Here is an 18,335-nt window from a genome sequence, read left to right on the forward strand (position 1 = left end):
GTTCACCAGGCTCCCTTGGCGATCACCACGCTGGCGTCGTCGCGGCGGGTTCCGGCCTGGCGCAGCAGGCTGGTGGCGATCAGGGCCGGCGGGTGGTGCAGCAGGGCGGCCAGATCGCCGGGCTTCCAGCGTTCGCTGAGCCCGTCGGAGTGCATCACCAGGATCGCGTGGGCCGGCAGGCGGTGTTCGTAGGTGCGCAGCTGTCGCATCTGGTGCCCGACGATCCCGGGGTGCGAGAGGAGGTTGGCGCGGGAGTCGGCGGTGACCACGGCGGCACTGATGTTGCCGATGCCGCAGAACAACGCCCGTCCGTCCGGCTCCAGTCGGGCCACGGCGACAGCGGCGCCACGGGTCCCGCGCAGGGCTCGGTGCACCTCCTCCATCGCCTGCTCCGGTGTACGGGCGGAGCCGGTGCGGAAGGCCTGGACGGCCGCCTGCGAGGCCATGGCCGCCATCGGACCGTGACCGAGGCCGTCGCAGGACATCACGAGTATGCCCTGGCCGGGTCCCGCCGCGGCGCCGCGGACGAGCTCGGAACGCCGCCCGGCGCCCGGGCGCTCAGCGCGTTCGGTAGGAGTGGGAGAGTGCTGCGAACGCGGGTATTTCGTCCGGGCAGCGGTCAGGGTGGACCAGTCGGGTGCGCGTACGACTTCGCTCGCGCGGTCGATCCGCTCGCTCGCCGGCGGCACGACCGGCGGGTCGTTGTCCGCGCGCGCCGCCCAGGCGTCGCCACACACGTCTTCGCCGCCGATGGGTCTGGTGATCCCTCCCACCATCGCTTCGCCCCGGAGCGAAGAATGGAGGGGATGAGGCCAGAAACGGGCCAACTGCACGGTTCCCAGGCCCGGTGAGGAGTGGATCTCGAACCTGTCCGACAGGCGCTGTACCGAGCCCAGACCGATGCCCAACGTGCCCACCGACGACATTCCGTCCCGGAGAGCCGCCGTCACATCCGTCATACCGGGACCGCCGTCGACGACGACGACCTCGACCCCCGCCACGTCCCGGTTGCGCAGCACGCGCAGCAGCACGGAGCCGTCGGCGGCGTGCTTGGTGAGGTTGGTTGCCAGCTCGGCGACCGCGAGCACCAGCTGCGCGGTGCGGTGTTCGCCCAGGCCGATGCGCCGCCCCAGGGCGGCGGCGGCCCCCCGGGCGGCTTCGGGCTGGTCACGGAACCAGGCGACGTCCTCGCAGTCCAGCAACAGCGTCCCGCCCATCGTGATCACCGGGCCCACTTCGTGATGGTGACCGAGGTTCCCTGCCCGGGTGCGGTGTCGAGGACGAAGTCGTCGACCAGCCGTTTGGAGCCGGACAGGCCGAGGCCCATGCCACTACCCGAGGTCCAGCCGTCGGTCATGGCCAGGTCGATGTCCGCGATGCCGGGCCCCTGGTCCACGAAGCTCAGGCGCACCCCCCGCCGACCGCGTTCCTCGACCAGGGCGGCGGTCATGGTGCCGCCGCCCCCGTAGATGAGGGTGTTGCGGGCCAGCTCACTGGCAGCGGTGATCAGCTTGGTCTGCTCCACCAGGGAGAGCCGGCACGCCTGAGCCAGGGCACGAACCGCCTGACGGGCCTGAACGACTCCGGCGTTGGCGGTGATCTCCAGCACGGTCGGGCCAGAGGCCGGGCCGTTCACAGACCTGCCGCAACATCCGGCTCGGCGCCCTCATCACCGGACTCGGCCGGCGAACGGGCTTGATCCAGGCCCATCGCGACCACGTGGGCGCGCTCCAACATGCGCAGCCCCTTGTCCAGGGTCAGCGCGGTTTGCACTCCACCGAGCGAGAGCCCGAGTTCGACCAGGGTGATGGCGACGGCCGGACGCATGCCGACCACCACCGTCTGCGCGTCCAACAGGCGGGAAATGGAGGCAATGGTGGACAGCATCCGGCCGACGAAGGAATCGACGATCTCCACGGCGGTGATGTCGATGACCACCCCGTGTGCGCCCGACTCCACGACCGCGGCCGCAAGATCATCTTGAAGCAGCATCACCGCCTGGTCGTCCAGATCCGTCTGGATGGACACCAAGAGGACCTGTCCGATCCGAAGGACCGGAACCTGCTCGCTCACCGGCCACCGGCCTGCGGCGCCGTACGCGAGATGGCGATGCCGGAACGACGCAGCGCGTGGCGCAGCGCGTCGGCCAACGTGGCCTTGGTGACGATGTCACCGAAGTCGATACCCAGGGCCACGATCGTCTGCGCGATCTGCGGCCGGATCCCGGAAATGGTGCATTCCGCGCCCATCAGACGGGCCGCCACCACCGTCTTCAGCAAGTGCTGAGCGACCTCGGTGTCCACCGCCGGGACGCCGGTGATGTCGATGATGGCCTGCTCGGACCCGGTGTCGATCAGCGCCTGGAGCATCTTCTCCATCACCACCATGGTGCGCGCCGAGTCCAGGGTGCCGACCAGGGGCACACCGATCACTCCGTCCCACAGCTTCACCACCGGCGTGGACAGCTCCATCAACTGCTCCGCCTGCGCCGCGATCAGCTCCTCGCGGGTACGGGTGTAGACCTCGATGGTGAACAGGCCCAGCGAGTCCAGGAGGGCGGCGAACCTCAGGTACGCCGGCACGTCGCTGTTCTTGCCGGCCAGGGCCGGCTCCAGGACCTCTTTGAGGGAGAAGACGCTGACGGCCGTCTCGGTGGGGCTGAAACCCTGTCGGGCGCGGGCTCGCGACAACTCGGTGAGAAGCGCACGGACTTCGCCGAACCCCTCGCCGCGCGCGTTCAGGTCGCCGCTCCCCAGTGCCGCCACCAGCGCCGTGTACAGCTCCTGGAGTTCGCGCTGGACCTCCGCACGGCTCACCCGTCCGCCCAACGAACCGGTGACCTTGTCCGCCCAGTCGGCGCTCAGATCCTCACCGCGGACGGACAGCAGTCCTATCAAGCGATCCGAAACGTTCTCGTCAGCCACAGCGCACACCTTTTTCAAGGGGGTCGAGCGACCCCTTCGGAACTTTAGGCCATTGCCCGGGTTGCCGGGCGGCACCGGCCGTTTCACCCCTGTGAGAATGCTGACGAGCCCGGAGTTCCCCCTCGGCACCCCGCATTTAGGTAATGCGACACGCAGTTCCACACTCCCGCACAGGACAGCACCCGGCCACCGACTGCCCGTATTCGTGCCTGCCATGCCCCCACGGCGCCACCCAAAGGATGTGGCTTGCGCCACCTCACCCCTCAAGGCACCTGCGGGGCGGGGCGTCGGATCTCGGGCATGCGGGCAGACCCGGGACCCGGGGCCGGGGACCCAGGACCTGGGGCCGGGGGCCTGGGGCACAGGGGGGCCGCCGCCAACCATCGCATCGTCGTACTCGACGCCCCGAAGGCGGGGACGTGGACGCCCGTCCAGGAGCCCAGACGGCGCCGCGTGAGCGCCGCGCCGCGAGGCGGGGGTGCCCGGGTGCAGGCCTGAGGCTGACTCCCTGCGGATCGTGATGTCGTCATGCTGTGCGAGGATCCTGAGGCTTTGGTTGCGCAGCGGGCAGACGAGGGGACATGAGGCGGTCACGGGTGGGCGATGAGCCGGAAGATCGAGCCCCCGAAGCGTGCACTGTCCCGGCGTCATCGGAAACACCGCTTCCCGCCACGGTTGGCGCTGCCCGTGACAGAGTGGCCGCGCTCCTGACCCGGTTCGGGATCCCGTCGGATCGCCGCGTGGTGGCGGACGCCCTGATGATCACCTCGGAGCTGGTCACCAACGCGATCCGGCACGGCGGCGGCCTGACCGCCTTCGACGCCTGCATACGCGGTGGCGTCCTGCGCCTTCTCGTGGCCGACAACAGCCCCGTACATCCCTTTACCCAGACAGGTGAAGCTCCCGGGATCCGTATCGGCGGCTACGGCTGGCCCTTGGTCCAAAGCCTGGCCGACCTCGTCACCGTGACCCCGCACGGCGCCGGCAAGCAGATCGCCGCGCACCTCGCCCTTCCGTACTCCTGACGGACACCCGACGCACGATCGGTTCCGGCAGCCGCAGCGGAAAACACGAGCGGGATGTCGGCATGTGCAGGATGCCGGGAACGTGGCGAGGCCCCCGGCCGTCACGGTCGGGGGCGGAAATCGCCTTGCGCTGACTCGTCTGGCCCGCTGAAGGATTCTCAAACCGGATTTCGGCGGACACTACCGATGGGGTTCCGCACGAGAGGGGCTGTGCGACTTCCCGCCGGCGCCGATAAGAAACGGGTAAGTTCTGCGCATGCTCGGGGGGCGTGGGGGCATTCGACTGCTCGGAGGTTGATAACCATGGTTCCCCTGCTTCTTGTTCTTCTGCTCGCTCTGATCCTTTTTGGTGCCGGTTTCGCGGTAAAGATCCTTTGGTGGATCGCGATCGCGGTGCTGGTGATCTGGTTGGTCGGGTTCGTCGCCCGGCCGAAGGGCGGCAGCGGCCGCTGGTACCGCTGGTAGCGATTCAAACTCGCTGAACTCTTCGTGCCTGGACATGTCTGCGGGGCCGACCTCACTAGGTCGGCCCCGCAGACATCGTGGTCGACACCGGTCCGTGGACCTTCGAAAGAGGGGGCGGGACCAAGCCCGGCACCACGTCCCGCCCGCACGGCTGCCAACTCTTCGACCCACATCCACGAATCCGCGCATGTACGCGGCTTCCCGGGGCAGGCGGGCCGTGCAAGTCGTCCGTCCAGGGGAGGAAAGTTCCATGTCCCACACCGTCACAGTTGTCAGCTCCGCGTTCGAGACGGAGACCATGCCGGCTGTGGGACCCGAGGTCGAACAGCCCGTACGGGCATTGCCCCGGATCGACGACGCCCGCAACGTGGCGCCCTCCGACGCCCGTGAGCTGTCGAGGATGTTCCTGGTCCGGCTGCGCACCCTGGAGGAGGGCACGCGTGAGTACCAGTACACGCGCAACACCCTCATCGAGATGAACATCTCGCTGGTGAACTTCGCCGCCCGCCGTTTTCGGGGCCGTGCCAACAGTGGTGGAATCGACTTCGAAGACATCATTCAGGTCGGCACCATCGGTCTCATCAAGGCGATCGACCGCTTCGACCCCGACCGTGAGGTCGAGTTCTCCACCCTCGCCCTCCCGTACATCAGCGGCGAGATGAAGCGCTTCTTCCGGGACACCACCTGGGCCGTCCACGTCCCGCGCCGGCTGCAGGAACTGCGTACCGAACTTGCCAAGAGCCAGGAGGCCCTGACGGAGGTGTTCGGCCGCGCCCCGACCATCAAGGAACTCGCTGACCACCTCGAACTCTCCGAGGAGCAAGTCGTCGAGGGCATGGTCGCCGCCAACGGCTACACCAGCGGCTCCATCGACGAATCCGCCCCCTCGGGCAGCCGACCCGCCGCGCAGCCCCGCTCCCTTGCCGACACGGTCGGCGACGTCGACCCGGGCATGGAACTCTTCGAGGACTTCCACACCCTCGCCCCCCTGCTGAACGACCTCGCCCCCCGCGACCGCCACATCCTCCAGATGCGCTTCGGACAGGAGAAGACCCAGGCCGAGATCGGCGCCGAACTCGGCATCTCCCAAATGCAGGTCTCCCGCCTCCTGACCCGCATCCTCACGCAACTGCGCACGGGAATGCTCGCCGCCTGATCCGCCGCCCACGTGGGAACGAGCACGGGTCCCAGCAAGGGTGAAGCCCCCGGCAGACCGTGCTGCGGGCCGACACCTCCCACGGTGGTCGGTGGCCCACGAGGTCGGCGAACACGCCGGTCGGCAGCCGGGCCGTGTCCACTTGCGCGGCACAGCAGGCCGCGCGGGCGCAACGGTCCGGAGGACAGAGCCGTACGAACGGGGTACCAGACGACCGTCCCTGCCGGGCCCAGGCCCCCACCCGACTCGTCCGGCACGGGGAGCCATACAAACCGTTACTCCAGCCAAGCACCATCACGCATGATGACTCTGCCGCGCAACTCCGGCTCCCCGTGCCAAGCGCTTACCACCTTCGGCACTATGCGCACGTACACGAAGGGCTCATCCGCCACACGCGAGTCCCAGCCGAACTTGCCGGTGAACGCGTCCGCCGCGTCCGTCGGTACCTCCTGGTCCGTGAAGCACTGCGCCGTCCCTTGGAGCAGCACTACATCGAAGGTGTCCGGTAGCGACAGGCGAACCCGCGGGTCCGTACGGAGGTTCCGCACCGTCGCGGATGTCGCACTCGTACACATCCACACCGCCTGCCCGTCCCATGAGAACCACAAGGGGACCTGGTGGGGGCCGTGATCGGGGTGAGCTGTCGCCACCCAGGCATCTCGTTCCGTGGCAAGGCGGTCCAGCGTCTCGCGCTTGCGTTCGGCCACCGAGCGATGAGCAATTCCCGTGTTCCGCATGATCGCCGACACTAGTCAGCAAGATCGAAAAGCACATGAGGCTGAGGTCCTACGCCCCTTGACCGGCCTCCACGTCGGCTTCGGACGGGAACGAAGGTAAGCCCCGTGGTCACCCCGTGGCGGTCGGCGGTCGCCCAATGCCGACTCGCGTTCGGCGGCAGCCAGGAAGCCCTGGCCCTGGCCACCGAGGAACTGCGGCCGGCGCGGGTTTGGAACACCCCGCGCACGGTGGGACGCGCGCTGCGCGTCCTCGGCAGCGCGACCGGTGGCCGCCGGGGGCTGGACCTCGCCGAGGAAGCTGTCGAGACCCTCAGGGGCGCACCCGCCGACGCCGGGATGGAACTGGTCGAGGCCCTCGTCGCCCAAGGCCGCCAGCTCCTCGCCGCCGGCGAACGCGGCCGCGCCCGTGTCCGGCTCCGCGAGGCGGCGGACCTGGCCGAACGCAAGGGCGGACTGCGGCTCCTGGCCTTGGCCGAGCAGGCCCTGCGCGAGGGCGGTGCCCGGCTCCCGGTCGCTGCGCGCACCGGCTCGGCGGCGCTGACCGACAGCGAGCGCCGCATCGCCGAACTGACCGCGGCGGGCCGGACGAACACCGAGATCGCCGACCTGCTGCACCTGGCCCGGCGCACCGTGGAGACCCACCTGACCAGCACCTACCGGAAACTGGGCATACGCCGCAGGGCGGAACTGCCCGCCACCCTCACCCGCACCCTTCCTTGAGCCGGCGCGGCTCCTCGGGTATGACGGGCCGGGTGGCGTCCTCGTCATGTCCTTCCGGGTCGTGTCGGTGGTTTGTCGGGGCTGTCGGAGCGGTGTCGGCGGGAGTTGACATGTTCGAGGGGTCTTGCCGGACGCGCGTCCGGCTCGGCCTTGGAAAAGGGGATCTCCTGTGCATGACGTACTGATCGTGGGAGCCGGTCCGGTCGGTCTGGCCCTCGCCTGTGAACTCGGCCTGGCAGGCTGTTCCGTACTGGTGCTCGAACGAGAGCCGGACCTCGGCTCCCCGTTACGGGCGGCCCCCCTCGGGAGGCGCGGATTGTCCGCCGCGTCGGTCGAGACGTTCTACCGACGCGGAATGCTGGAACGGCTGCTGACGGAGTCGGGCGCCCAGGAGATGTTCGGGGCGGCCCCCGAAGCGGGCGCGCCGTCACGCCCCCGGTTGGGTGGCCACTTCGCCGGCATGATGCTCGACGGTGACCGGATCGACGCCGCCGCCCTGCCGTTCCGGCTCCCCGGCCCGGTACTCGAATCCGTGGCGACGGACCTCAAAGCGGTCGAGACGGTGCTGTCCGAGCAGGCGTCCAAGCTCGGCGTGGAGATCAGGCGCGGCGTCACGGTCTCGGCCGTCTCGCAGAACGCCGAGGGCGTGGTCGCCCGAGCCGGAGCGAACGCATACGAGGCGCGCTGGCTCGTCGGCTGCGACGGCGGACGCAGCACGGTGCGCGGGCTCGCGGGCTTCGAATTCGTCGGTACCGAGCCCCAGCTCACCGGATACACCATGCTGGCCACTCTCACCGATCCGGAGAAGGTGAGTCCGGGATTCCACCTGACGCGGACGGGCATGTACATCCGCATGCCCGCCGCCGGGTACGTCGCCATGATGGACTTCGACGGCGGTGCGTTCGACCGCTCGCGGCCGCCGACCCGCGACCATCTCCAGGCCGTCCTGCGCCGCGTGTCCGGTACCGACGTGAGCATCGGCGAGGTCCACCTCGCCTCGTCCTTCACCGATCGGGCGATGCAGACGACGGCCTACCGCCGGGGACGCGTCCTGCTCGCGGGCGACGCCGCCCACATCCATTCCCCCCTCGGCGGTCAAGGGCTGAACACCGGCATCGGCGACGCCGTGAACCTGGGATGGAAGCTCGGGGCGACCGTGCGGGGGCACGCGCCGGACGGGCTGCTCGACACCTACGCCGACGAGCGCCATCCGATCGGTGCGGCGGTCCTCGACTGGTCGCGGGCTCAGGTGGCGATCATGAGGCCGGACCCCTACGCCCAGGCGATCCAGGCGGTGGTCCGCGATCTCATCGCCACCCGGGACGGAGCGACCTACGTGTTCGAGAAGCTGTCGGGAGCCTGGATCCGGTACGACCTCGGCAGCGAGCACCCGCTGGTCGGCCGCAGCGCCCCTGACTTCGGCCTCGCGGACGGCACCCGTCTCGGTGACCTCATGGAGGACGGACGGGGCATCGTGCTCGACTTCAGCACCGACGGACGCCTGCGCACCTCGGCGACGGCCTGGGAGAGCCGGATCCGGTACGTGGCCGGCGTGGCCGGGAACGACCTCGGGGCGGGCGCCGTGCTCGTACGGCCCGACGGCGTGGTCGCCTGGGCCGGTGATCGCCACCCCGATCGGGCGGCCTTCGAGCAGGCGGCGACCCGTTGGTTCGGTGCTCCGGCCACGGCAGGACTCCACCCTGGCTCCGCACCCTCAAGCGCGGCCTCCGATCGGGTCGGGGCGTGACGCTCGTGCGGCGCGGTCGGACTCCGCTCCGCGTGCGACGACATCACCGCTGATCCCCCCAACCCCCCTCGTCGCACGCGGTACCGGCCCGGACGGGGAAGCGCCCGCCCGCCTCCAGCCTGTCACCCGCTGACGCGACGGGTCCCCCCCCGATGGGCGAGGTATGGGGAGGACGGCCGGCTCGGTGGATCACCGATCCGGCCGTCGACGCCGGGTGGGTCGATACCGTGACCGCATGACAACCGACTCCGTCTCACCCACACACCTCGCGTCCCTGCCCAGGGCCGAGTTCGCCTTTCCCGGTCCACTGCGCGATCGGCTCGTCGCAGCGATCCTCGACGGTTCCAAGACCTCCACGGCAGGGCTCCTCGTCGGCTACGAGCACGAGGGGGAGCCGTTGCCGGAAGTCGGCAGGCGGTCGGTGGTCATCGACTCGGACGACCGTCCGGTCGCGGTCATCGAGGTGACCGGTGTGTGCGTCGTCCCGCTGGCGCGGGTGGATCTCGCGCACGTGGTGGACGAGGGGGAGGGTGACACCGGCGTGGCCGAGTGGCGAGCTGCCCACGAGCGGTTCTGGCACGGCGAGGAGATGCGCGCGGCGTTGGAGGATCCCGGGTTCACCGTGGACGACGCGACGCCGGTCGTTCTCGAACGCTTCCGCCTCATCACCGACCTTCGGCCCGCCGGTTGACCATCCGCCTACCGCGCGCACCGCATCGTCAGTACGGCCGAGCCTGCTTCGCGAAGGCCGGCGACAGCCCGCTTTGTGCGGCGCGTGGGAAGGCGACGCTGTTCGGGTTTCCGTCCGAGACGTACCGGTCCTTCCCGGTGGCGAGCTTGTCCAGCCAGCGCGACGAACCGAACTCTGCGTCCTCGTCCTTGGGCCCGGCCGAGCGGATCCGAGGGATGGCGCCGGGTGTGAACGCCTTGGCGAACGGCGAGGCCGAGGGGTTGGCTCCCACGAGGTACACACCGGAGTACTGGTAGCCCGTTCCCCGCGCGGCGACCCCGGCCGACTGGGGCATGGCGCCGAAGGGCAGGGCGAGGGAAGTGACCTGAGTCCCGGGCGCGGACTTCTCGATCGCCTGCTGTCCGGAGGCGATGGCCTGAACGGCGCCCGTCTGGTCCAAGGAGCGTAGGTTCTGGTGCCGGTCGGTGTGGTTGCCGACCTCGTACCCGTGTTCCCTCAGCCAGGTCAGGGCCTTGGCGGAGCCGGTGGCCGAGAAGGCGTCCGCGTTGACGAAGAAGGTCGCCACCGGCTTGAACGCGGGAAATTTCCTGGCCGTCTCCGTGAGGATGGCGATCGCGGTGTCCGGGGCCGGCATGCCGGACCGGTCGAGCCGCATCTGGCTGTTGGTAGAGTCGTCGAACGTGAGAACCACCGGGTGCGCTCCGGCCGGGATGTCGATGCGGCCCGTCTGAAAGTCCCGGGCCGTGACCGGCACGTAGTTCTCCCGAGCGAGGCGCTCCAGCTCGGATCGGAAATCGGCCGGAGTGCGGTCGTAGACGCCGGCGGGTTTTTCGGTGAGTTGGTGGTACATCAGCACCGGCACCTGGCCGAGCTCGTTGGCGCCGACCTCCTCCGGGGCCTTCTGGCCGACGGGGCTGGCCGCCGCCGGCGAGGCGGCCGGTCGGCCGGCGGCGGGCGGCGCCCCCGTGGAACAGCCCGAGGCGAGAAGGGCGGCGCCTGCGGCGGCGCAGAGCGTGACGAGCGGGTGGCGCATGAGAAGACCCTCCAAGACGGATGTGTCTTGCCATACGTACCTGCGACGGGGACGCCCGTACCGCACTGTGCCTGCATGGCCTAGGCGCCACACCGGGGCGAGTGCGGCCGTTCGTGTGAAAGTTGGTCGGGACGAGGGGGTTGGCGCAGGCTGCGGCAATGAATGAGGGCATCATCCAGCCACGGCACGAAGGACGTCATGATGTCCAGGAAACACATATCGCGCTCCGTTCCGTTCGGCCGACTCCGCCGCCCAGGTCGCCGAAACACCCTGATAGCGGCGACGACCGGGGCACTCGCGCTGGCCGGAGCGGGCGTCGGAGCCTGGACCTTCCTCGCGCCGGGACCGGGTGTCCAAGGCCTCAGCGACGGGGCCGTCTACAACGGGCGCAGGGCCGCACAGGTCAGCGCCTACCTCGACACCCGGGCGGCCGGCAGTCAGGACAAGCTCCGCGTCACCCTGGACGGTACGGCGGTTCCCGCCACGGCCGAGGGGAAGCGCCTGAAGCTGGTCCTCCCGCGCCTGACCGAAGGCCGACACACCCTGGTGGTGGCGGGTCGCAGCAGCCTCCCCTTCGCCTCGTACCGGGAGGCCGTGGCGTTCACCGTGGATGCCACCGTTCCCGACCTGAAGGTGGCCGACCCCGAGGTCAAGAAGGTGGGCGCCGCCGTGGCCATCACCGGCACCGCCTCCACCGACGCCGCGGTGACCGTCAACGGCAAAACGGTTCCCGTCGACAAGGCCGGGGCTTTCAAGATCACGGTGCCCAAAGGCACACCGCTCGTGACGGTCACCGCAGTGGACCGCGCCGGAAACACCACCACCAAGACCGTCTCCGCCCGAGGCCGTCGCCCCATGATCCGCGCCGCCCACATCACGGCCATCGGCTGGGGCGACGACACGCTGCGCGGCAACATCCTCGCCCTGGTCCGCAGCGGCAAGCTCAACGCCGTCGAGCTGGACGTCAAGGACGAAGACGGTGAGGTCGGCTACGCCTCTCAGGTGCCGTTGGCGCGTCAGATAGGCGCCGCCAAGGGCTACTACGACGCCCGCAAGGCCGTCTCCGAGATCCACGCTGCCGGCGCGCAGGTCATCGGCCGCATCGTGGCCTTCCGCGACCCAAAGCTCGCCTCGGCCGCCTGGAAGTCGGGCCAGCGCGACCAACTCGTGCTGACCCCGGCCGGACAGCCCTACGACGGCGGCCATTACGGAGCCCTGTCCTTCACCAACTTCGCCGATCCCACGGTCCGCAAGTACAACCGTGACCTGGCCGTCGAAGCGGCTCGGCTCGGTTTCGACGACATCCTCTACGACTACGTGCGCCGCCCGGACGGCCCGCTGTCGCAGATGCGCTTCCCCGGCATCGGGACCGCCACCCCCGAGCAGTCCATCACCTCGTTCGTCGCCGACACCCGGACCGCGCTGCGTCCGCACGCCAAGTACCTCGGCGTCTCGGTCTTCGGCATCGCCGCCACCCGCCCCACCGAAATCGCCCAGGACATCGGTGCCCTGGTCAAGGTCACCGACTACATCGCGCCGATGGTCTACCCGTCTCACTGGGGACCGGGGGAGTACGGCGTCGCCCACCCCGATACCGCCCCCTACGCGATCGTGCAGCGCTCGCTCGCCGACTTCGCCCGCCTGGCGGCTGGCACCCAGACCGAGATCGTGCCCTGGCTCCAGGACTTCTCGATGGGAAGTACCTACGGGCCGACCCAAGTGGCCGAACAGATCAAGGCCGCGGCGGCCAACAAGATGAACTCCTTCATCCTCTGGAACGCGGGCGCCCGCTACCAGGACGCGGCGCTTCAGCGAATCGCCGCTCGCTGACGGGGCCGACGGGCCGGTGTTCGGCACGCGTGTGGCAACAGCCTCCTGGTGCGACTGGGCACCCTTCTCATCAGGAGGCGCGTGCGCTGGGCGTCGAGCCCTGGTGTCCCGACACGGCCTCACAAGGCTGCCGGCCGCCGTGGCCGCCTGGACGTCACCGATGGCCCGACCGACGAGCTCGGAGGGCCAGGTGCACCACGGCGGCAGGTGGGCGGTGGCGGACAGCAGGTGATGGCGGTCCGCCAGACGGGCTCGCACATGGCCGAACAGCACCTCCCGCCCGCAGGACCGAGGGTGCGGGCGGTGCATTTTGCTTGCGCGGCCTCCTGGTGAACCTCACGCCCACCGAATTCCGCATCCTGGCCGTCCTCCTCGCGGCCCAAGGGGGCCTGGTGCGCCGGCGGGAGCTGGTGCGCGCCGGCCGGCGCGAAGGGGCCCAGGTCAGCGACAACACCCTCGACCAGTACCTGACCCGGCTCCGCCGCAAACTGCGGGAGGCCGGCAGCACCCTGACCCTCGGCACGTCCCGGGGTGTGGGGCACCGCCTGTCATGAGTCCGCCTGTAGTGAGTCCGCCCGTCATGAGTCCCCGATGGCCGCGGACGTCGTCCACGTCGTCGTGGGCAGTCCGTACATGGTGTCGGCCGTGGGCTTCACCCTCGCCCTGGCCGGGGTCCTGGCCCTCTGGTACGCGTCCGAGCGGGCCCTGTCCATCCACAGCATCCGCAGCACCCGCCGCGAGGTCTTCTACTGGGCGACGGTCCTCACCACCTTCGCCCTGGGCACGGCAGGGGGTGACCTCACGGCCGGGCCCCTGCACCTGGGTTACCTGCCGTCCGGGTTCTTCTTCGCGGCCCTGATCGCGCTGCCGGTGCTGTGCCGCCGCTTCCTCGGGCTGAACGCCGTGGCCGCGTTCTGGGCGGCGTACATCCTCACGCGCCCGCTCGGCGCCTCGTTCGCGGACTGGATGGGCGTCCCCACCGCGCGCGACGGCCTCGGGTGGGGGACCGGAACGGTCAGCCTCGCGCTGCTGGTGCCGATCGCCGCGCTCGTCGGCTACCTACAGATGAGCCGTGCCGACACGCCGGCGCCGACCCCTACCGTCTGACACGCCGACCGGGCCGCGCGCGCCGGCCGGGGGACCGGGTCAGTCCCGCACTCCCGGCAGGAGCAGCGTGAACGTGGTCGGCCCGGCACGGTGCAGGCTCAGCCTTCCCCCGGCCGCCTCGGCGAGCTCCCGGGCCACCGCCAGGACGATCCCCGTGCCGGAGCCTCCCGTGCCGCCGCGTGCGAAGACAGTCCCGACGGCGAGGGTCAGCGTCCACTCGTCGGCCTCGTCGGCCTCGTCGGCCTCGTCGGCCTCGTCGGCCTCGTCGGCCTCGTCGGCCACGTGGGACACGACGGCTCCGGCGGCCTCACGGGCGGTCACGGCCAAGGAGTTCGCGCTCCTCGCCGAACTCGCCCGTCACCACGGCAGCGCCGTCTCTCGGGAGACCCTGATGGCGCGCGTCTGGGACGAGAACTGGTTCGGCCCGACCCCAAACCCTCGACGTCACCATGGCCTCCCTGCGCCGCCGCCCGCACACAGTCGAATTTACGGCGCCGCGCACCGCACGTGCCTTCCGCTCGGACCGGAGTCATGCGGATCAGGGTGCGCACGACGGTCTTCGACCAGGTAGTACATCGCGACTACGGACGTGAGGGAAACGGCGTCCGGGGCTGTGTGAGCCTCGCCTGCCGGCTCGGCACACGTGTGTCTCATACTCGATCACCGGGCGGGGTCGCGGGTATCTGGCCGGTGAGCTGCGCCGTTGGGACCCAGGGAAGGTTGATGGAGCACATGAAGGACGCGAACGAACCAGCTGTGCCCGAGGTGGTGGACAGTCCGGCTTTGCGGGCTGAGCCGAGCGGCCGTGTCGCGCGGTGGATGCTGCGGCATCAGGTGCAGCCGGTCGGTCCGGCGGCGGGGGAGGGGCAAGGCGAGCCGCATGCCTGGTGGAAGGTGATGTGCCTGACGGGCGTCGACTACTTTTCCAGCCTCGCCTACGTGCCGGCGATCGCCGCCCTCGCGGCCGGCGCCGTCTCCCCTCTGGCGACGCTGCTGATCGTGGTGTTGACGCTGCTGGGCATGCTGCCGATGTACCGGCGCGTGGCGAAGGAAAGTCCGCACGGGGCCGGATCGGTGGCGATGCTGGAGGATCTGCTCCCGTTTTGGCGGGGCAAGCTGTTCGTACTGGTCCTGCTCGGTTTCGTCGCCACCTCGTGGATCATCACCATCACCCTTTCCACGGCGGACGCCTCCGTTCACGTGGTGGAGAACCCCTTCTTCCCCCAGGCCCTGCACGGCCACGAAGTCGCCCTCACCGTGGCCTTGCTGCTGATCCTGGGCGGAGTCTTCCTCCTGGGGTTCAGCGAAGCCGTCAAGGTCGCCATCCCGCTCGTGGCCGTCTTCCTCGCCCTGAACGCCGTGGTCATCGGCTTTGCCGCGGCGGACGTTCTCAGCACGCCCGCCGCCGTCACGGCCTGGACGGATGCCCTCGGCAAGGGCGGTGGCGGCTTCGGTGACTTGCTCGGCCCGGCCCTGCTGGCATTCCCGCTGCTGGTGCTGGGCCTCTCCGGGTTCGAGACCGGTGTGAGCATGATGCCCCTGATCAAAGCCGACGGGGCCAACGCCGAACAGCGGCTGCACTCCCGGATCCGCAACACCCGACGCATGCTCACCACCGCCGCGCTCATCATGAGCGTCTACCTGCTGGCCGCCAGCTTCGTGACCACCGTCCTCATCCCGCACGAACAGTTCGAGCCCGGCGGCGCCGCCAACGGTCGCGCCCTGGCCTGGCTCGCCCACGAACACGTCGGCGAGGCGTTCGGCACCGTCTACGACATCAGCACCATCTTGATCCTGTGGTTCGCCGGCGCCTCCGCGATGGCCGGACTGGTCAACATCGTGCCCCGCTACCTGCCCGGCTACGGCATGGCCCCCGAATGGGGCCGCGCAGTACGCCCCGTGGTGCTCGTCTACACCGCCCTGTGCATCACCATCACCATCGCCTTCGACGCGGACGTCGACAAGCAGGCCGGCGCCTACGCCACCGGCATCCTGGCCATGATGGTCTCCGGAGCCTTCGCCGTCACCGTCTCCGTCGTGCGCCGCCGCAAACGCGCCGCCGCAGTCGGCTTCGCGCTGCTCACCACAGTCCTGTCCTACGCCCTGATCGCCAACATCATCGACAAGCCCGACGGCATCGCCATCTCCGGCATGTTCATCCTCGGCATCATCACCGTCTCGCTGGTCTCACGCGTCTCGCGCACCACCGAGCTTCGCGCCGACCGCATCGTCTTCGACGCCCACGCCCGGCGTTTCCTCACCGACACCCTGGCTCACGACCAGTCCATCAACATCATCACCAACCGCCGCCAAGCCGGGGACGAAGCGGAATACGCGGCCAAGGAACAAGAGCAGCGCGGCAACAACCCCGTTCCCGGCCGCGCCGACATCCTGTTCCTGGAAATCGACGTGGTCGACCCCTCCGACTTCAGCGACACCCTCACCATCCGCGGTGTCCAAGTAGGCCCCTACCGCATCCTGCGCGCCGAGGCCCCGGCCGCTCCCAACGCCATCGCCGCCATCCTCCTCGCGCTGCGCGACACCACCGGCGTCAAGCCGCACTGCTACTTCGCCTGGGCCGAAGGCAGCCCCCTGCTCCACATGTTTCGTTACTTCCTCCTCGGCCGCGGCGACACCGCCCCGGTCACCCGCGAAATCATCCGCAGCCACGAACCAGACCCCGACCGCCGCCCCGGAATCCACGTCGGCGGCTGACCAGCCGGCCCCCGCCGCCGGCCACGCACCGGCCCTTCGCGGGCGAGGGGGCGCGTACGAGCCGGTCCGTGGGTCCCGTGGGGGTGATGTCGATGATTTCCGGCTGGGCGCCGAGGGCCTCCCAGAGGCAGGCCCTCGGCGTCCCGGCCATCGCAGGCCTCCTCACCGGCCAGTAAGCGCCCCGGCCCTCGACGCCTCAGCGCTCGTACAGCAGCTCCGCCATCTCCCGCGCCCGATGGGCCGGCTCGGGGCCGGGGGAGAGGGCGGCCACCGCTGTCGCGCCCTCGAACAGGATCAGCAGCTGCTCTGTCAGTCCCGGAGAGCGACGGTCCGGGTCCGCGGCCTCGGCCAGCACGGAGCGCAACTCGGCCCTGTGGCGGTGCACCACCTCCGGCACGGCGCCGTGACCGGAACCGAGTTCGCCCCACGCGTTGAGGAACCCGCAGCCTCGAAAGCCCGGTTCCGAGCACCACTCGGCCAGCCGGTCGAAGACGGCCGACACGGGATCTGAGGGCCGGGCCGCCACGGCCTCTCGAAGGCTCGACGTCCAGGGGCCGGTGCGGCGCTCCAAGGAGGCCGCGACCAGCAAGTCCTTCGCGGGCGTCATGCGGATCCCCGCAGGGAAGGACGTGCTTTCTCCGTTGCGGCGGTAAGCGGAGGGGCCCATTGGGGCGAGCGCAGGACACTGCGGAAATATCGCTGGCCGAAAAAATCTATACCCCCCATCGGGCCACCTATTTGCCCGTCCGGAGCGTTCCGGTCTAGCTTCATGGAGCGGAACAGCCGCAGGTCCGGCGGGGCCTTGTGGTCCGCCCGCCGAATGCTTGCAGAGACGGCCGGGCCGGTTCGTTCGTACCGCCCTCAATCGGTATTCCGTATTCCATTTCTGCTCGAAAAGGGAGCGGTGTCATCAGCGTGCCCAGTGCCCAGACCGCAACAATGGTGGACCGGACGGTTCTGTCCGGTAAGGCTCCGCCCCGGCCTCCGTGGGCCGCGGTGGCAGTCGCCACCGCGGCGGCGGTCGCGGGGCTGGTCGCTTTGGTCGGTCTCGGCTTCGTCATGGGGCAGGCCCTGCTCATACCGCCCTTGGCGGCGAGCGCGGCCCTCGTCCACGGCGCGCCCGCCCTGCCTCTGGCGCAGCCGCGCAGCGTGATCGGCGGTCAGCTGCTGTCCGCTTGCGTCGGGTTCGCCGTGCACGCGGTCGTCGGGAGCTCGCTCTGGGCGGCAGCCGTGGCCGGTGGCCTCGCCCTGGGGGCCATGATGGCCGCCCGCACCCCACACTCGCCCGCTGCGGCGACCGCCGTGATCGTCGTGGTCACCGAGCCGGACGCAGTCCTGTACCTGCCGCTGCTCGCCCTCGCCGCCGCCCTTCTCGTCCTCGTGGGCGTGCTCGCCTCACGGCTGAGGCCGGGGCCGGTCTACCCCACCTACTGGTGGTAGCGGGCGGCCCCCGCGCGGCCCTTTCTCCCACGCCAATCCCGTCCCCTCACAACCAGTCAAGAGGTAGTCGACGATGACCCTTCGCATCGCAGACATCGAAATTCCGGACAGCCGGATCGCCAAGGAAGCCACCGAGCTGATCCGCGAGGCGACCGACGACCTGATCTACCACCACTCGCGCCGTGTCTTCCTCTGGGGCGCCCTCCAGGGACACAACCGCAATCTCACCTTCGACGCCGAACTGCTCTACGTCGGTGCGATGTTCCACGACCTCGGCCTGACCGAGCCCTACCGCGACAACCAGCAGCGCTTCGAGATCGACGGAGCCGACGCGGCCCGCGCCTTCCTTCTGGCCAACGGGATCGAGGTGGACCGGGCCCGGGTGGTGTGGGAGGCGATCGCGCTCCACACCACCCCCGAGATCCCCACCCGCATGGCCCCCGAGATCGCCCTGGTCACCGCCGGAGTCGAACTCGACGTACTGGGAATCGGCTACCACGACGTGTCCGACGAGGTCCGTGCCGCAGTCGTGGCGGAGCACCCCCGCCCCGACTTCAAGCGGAACATCGTCCAGGCGTTCAACGACGGCATCACCCGCCGCCCGGCCACCACCTTCGGCAACATCAAGGCCGATGTGCTGGAACGCCTCACCGAGGGCTACGTACGCCCCAACTTCGTGGAAATCATCGAGAAGTCGCCCTGGGCGAACTGAACTCCACAGACGCGAAGGGGCCCGAAAAAGACT

At 69.9% G+C, this 18,335-nt stretch carries 18 protein-coding genes and 3 pseudogenes; 13 read left to right on the top strand and 8 right to left on the bottom strand.

Annotated features, from left to right (window positions below):
* Positions 1-2 precede the first annotated feature (2 nt).
* Genes ACIOD1_RS33545 through ACIOD1_RS33560 form a run of 4 tightly spaced genes read right to left on the bottom strand, consistent with a single transcriptional unit; the run spans position 3 to position 2,924 of the window.
* Positions 3-1,235 carry an ATP-binding protein gene (locus tag ACIOD1_RS33545; protein WP_401906850.1) on the bottom strand — a complete coding sequence of 411 codons (1,233 nt, stop codon included), beginning with the start codon at positions 1,233-1,235 and terminating at the stop codon, positions 3-5.
* Positions 1,223-1,636, bottom strand: coding sequence for an anti-sigma regulatory factor (locus tag ACIOD1_RS33550; RefSeq protein WP_401906853.1), 414 nt, complete (start codon positions 1,634-1,636; stop codon positions 1,223-1,225). Before ACIOD1_RS33550 ends, ACIOD1_RS33545 begins: the two co-directional genes overlap by 13 nt.
* Positions 1,633-2,073, bottom strand: coding sequence for an STAS domain-containing protein (locus ACIOD1_RS33555; RefSeq protein WP_365627353.1), 441 nt, complete (start codon positions 2,071-2,073; stop codon positions 1,633-1,635). The genes ACIOD1_RS33550 and ACIOD1_RS33555 overlap by 4 nt, the downstream gene beginning before the upstream one ends.
* On the bottom strand, positions 2,070-2,924 hold the full coding sequence (locus tag ACIOD1_RS33560) for an STAS domain-containing protein (protein WP_365627356.1): 855 nt from the start codon (positions 2,922-2,924) through the stop codon (positions 2,070-2,072). The genes ACIOD1_RS33555 and ACIOD1_RS33560 overlap by 4 nt, the downstream gene beginning before the upstream one ends.
* A 581-nt stretch (positions 2,925-3,505) precedes the next feature.
* Here ACIOD1_RS33560 and ACIOD1_RS33565 point away from each other — a divergent pair.
* From ACIOD1_RS33565 to ACIOD1_RS33575, 3 genes are all read left to right on the top strand, one after another.
* A complete protein-coding gene (locus ACIOD1_RS33565; RefSeq protein ID WP_401906856.1) occupies positions 3,506-3,949 on the top strand; it encodes an ATP-binding protein in 444 nt (147 codons plus the stop codon).
* Between the two features lie 303 nt (positions 3,950-4,252).
* Positions 4,253-4,414, top strand: coding sequence for a hydrophobic protein (locus ACIOD1_RS33570; protein WP_365627362.1), 162 nt, complete (start codon positions 4,253-4,255; stop codon positions 4,412-4,414).
* Positions 4,415-4,664: 250 nt separating this feature from the next.
* Positions 4,665-5,570, top strand: coding sequence for a SigB/SigF/SigG family RNA polymerase sigma factor (locus ACIOD1_RS33575; RefSeq protein WP_401906859.1), 906 nt, complete (start codon positions 4,665-4,667; stop codon positions 5,568-5,570).
* Between the two features lie 275 nt (positions 5,571-5,845).
* Here ACIOD1_RS33575 and ACIOD1_RS33580 read toward each other — a convergent pair whose 3' ends face one another.
* The gene (locus ACIOD1_RS33580; protein WP_401906862.1) at positions 5,846-6,307 is read right to left on the bottom strand and encodes a pyridoxamine 5'-phosphate oxidase family protein; all 462 of its coding nucleotides are present in this window, start codon (positions 6,305-6,307) and stop codon (positions 5,846-5,848) included.
* A gap of 93 nt (positions 6,308-6,400) precedes the next feature.
* Between ACIOD1_RS33580 and ACIOD1_RS33585 the strand changes: the two are divergent.
* The 3 genes and pseudogenes from ACIOD1_RS33585 to ACIOD1_RS33595 form a co-directional block, all read left to right on the top strand.
* A pseudogene (locus ACIOD1_RS33585) lies at positions 6,401-7,027 on the top strand (LuxR C-terminal-related transcriptional regulator); the annotation flags it as partial.
* Between the two features lie 169 nt (positions 7,028-7,196).
* Positions 7,197-8,774, top strand: a complete 1,578-nt coding sequence (locus tag ACIOD1_RS33590; protein WP_401906865.1) for an FAD-dependent oxidoreductase — start codon at positions 7,197-7,199, stop codon at positions 8,772-8,774.
* A 235-nt stretch (positions 8,775-9,009) separates the two neighbouring features.
* Positions 9,010-9,465, top strand: a complete 456-nt coding sequence (locus ACIOD1_RS33595) for an ASCH domain-containing protein (protein ID WP_365627368.1) — start codon at positions 9,010-9,012, stop codon at positions 9,463-9,465.
* A 28-nt stretch (positions 9,466-9,493) separates the two neighbouring features.
* Here the strand turns inward: ACIOD1_RS33595 and ACIOD1_RS33600 are convergent, their stop codons facing one another.
* Positions 9,494-10,498, bottom strand: coding sequence for a polysaccharide deacetylase family protein (locus tag ACIOD1_RS33600; RefSeq protein ID WP_365627371.1), 1,005 nt, complete (start codon positions 10,496-10,498; stop codon positions 9,494-9,496).
* Between the two features lie 201 nt (positions 10,499-10,699).
* Here ACIOD1_RS33600 and ACIOD1_RS33605 point away from each other — a divergent pair, with 201 nt between their 5' ends.
* The 3 genes and pseudogenes from ACIOD1_RS33605 (at position 10,700) to ACIOD1_RS33615 (ending at position 13,435) form a co-directional block, all read left to right on the top strand.
* Positions 10,700-12,328 carry a putative glycoside hydrolase gene (locus ACIOD1_RS33605; protein WP_365627374.1) on the top strand — a complete coding sequence of 543 codons (1,629 nt, stop codon included), beginning with the start codon at positions 10,700-10,702 and terminating at the stop codon, positions 12,326-12,328.
* Between the two features lie 314 nt (positions 12,329-12,642).
* Positions 12,643-12,882, top strand: a pseudogene (locus ACIOD1_RS33610) (helix-turn-helix domain-containing protein); the annotation flags it as partial.
* 37 nt (positions 12,883-12,919) lie between these two features.
* Positions 12,920-13,435 carry a hypothetical protein gene (locus ACIOD1_RS33615; RefSeq protein ID WP_401906869.1) on the top strand — a complete coding sequence of 172 codons (516 nt, stop codon included), beginning with the start codon at positions 12,920-12,922 and terminating at the stop codon, positions 13,433-13,435.
* 39 nt (positions 13,436-13,474) lie between these two features.
* Here the strand turns inward: ACIOD1_RS33615 and ACIOD1_RS33620 are convergent, their stop codons facing one another.
* A complete protein-coding gene (locus ACIOD1_RS33620; protein ID WP_401906933.1) occupies positions 13,475-13,762 on the bottom strand; it encodes a hypothetical protein in 288 nt (95 codons plus the stop codon).
* Between the two features lie 40 nt (positions 13,763-13,802).
* On the opposite strand from ACIOD1_RS33620, the pseudogene ACIOD1_RS33625 reads away from it, so the two are divergent.
* Together ACIOD1_RS33625 and ACIOD1_RS33630 are read left to right on the top strand one after the other, a co-directional pair.
* Positions 13,803-14,006: pseudogene (locus tag ACIOD1_RS33625) on the top strand (hypothetical protein); the annotation flags it as partial.
* A 248-nt stretch (positions 14,007-14,254) separates the two neighbouring features.
* Positions 14,255-16,150 carry an amino acid transporter gene (locus ACIOD1_RS33630; protein ID WP_401906872.1) on the top strand — a complete coding sequence of 632 codons (1,896 nt, stop codon included), beginning with the start codon at positions 14,255-14,257 and terminating at the stop codon, positions 16,148-16,150.
* A 196-nt stretch (positions 16,151-16,346) separates the two neighbouring features.
* Here the strand turns inward: ACIOD1_RS33630 and ACIOD1_RS33635 are convergent, their stop codons facing one another.
* The gene (locus ACIOD1_RS33635) at positions 16,347-16,757 is read right to left on the bottom strand and encodes a TetR/AcrR family transcriptional regulator (protein ID WP_401906873.1); all 411 of its coding nucleotides are present in this window, start codon (positions 16,755-16,757) and stop codon (positions 16,347-16,349) included.
* Positions 16,758-17,146: 389 nt separating this feature from the next.
* Between ACIOD1_RS33635 and ACIOD1_RS33640 the strand changes: the two genes are divergently transcribed.
* Together ACIOD1_RS33640 and ACIOD1_RS33645 are read left to right on the top strand one after the other, a co-directional pair.
* Positions 17,147-17,590, top strand: coding sequence for an HPP family protein (locus tag ACIOD1_RS33640; RefSeq protein WP_401906876.1), 444 nt, complete (start codon positions 17,147-17,149; stop codon positions 17,588-17,590).
* A 73-nt stretch (positions 17,591-17,663) separates the two neighbouring features.
* Positions 17,664-18,302 carry an HD domain-containing protein gene (locus tag ACIOD1_RS33645; RefSeq protein ID WP_401906878.1) on the top strand — a complete coding sequence of 213 codons (639 nt, stop codon included), beginning with the start codon at positions 17,664-17,666 and terminating at the stop codon, positions 18,300-18,302.
* The last annotated feature ends 33 nt before the right edge of the window (positions 18,303-18,335 follow it).

Origin of the sequence: Streptomyces sp. NPDC088097 (assembly GCF_044741845.1) — a bacterium.
Lineage (GTDB): Bacteria > Actinomycetota > Actinomycetes > Streptomycetales > Streptomycetaceae > Streptomyces.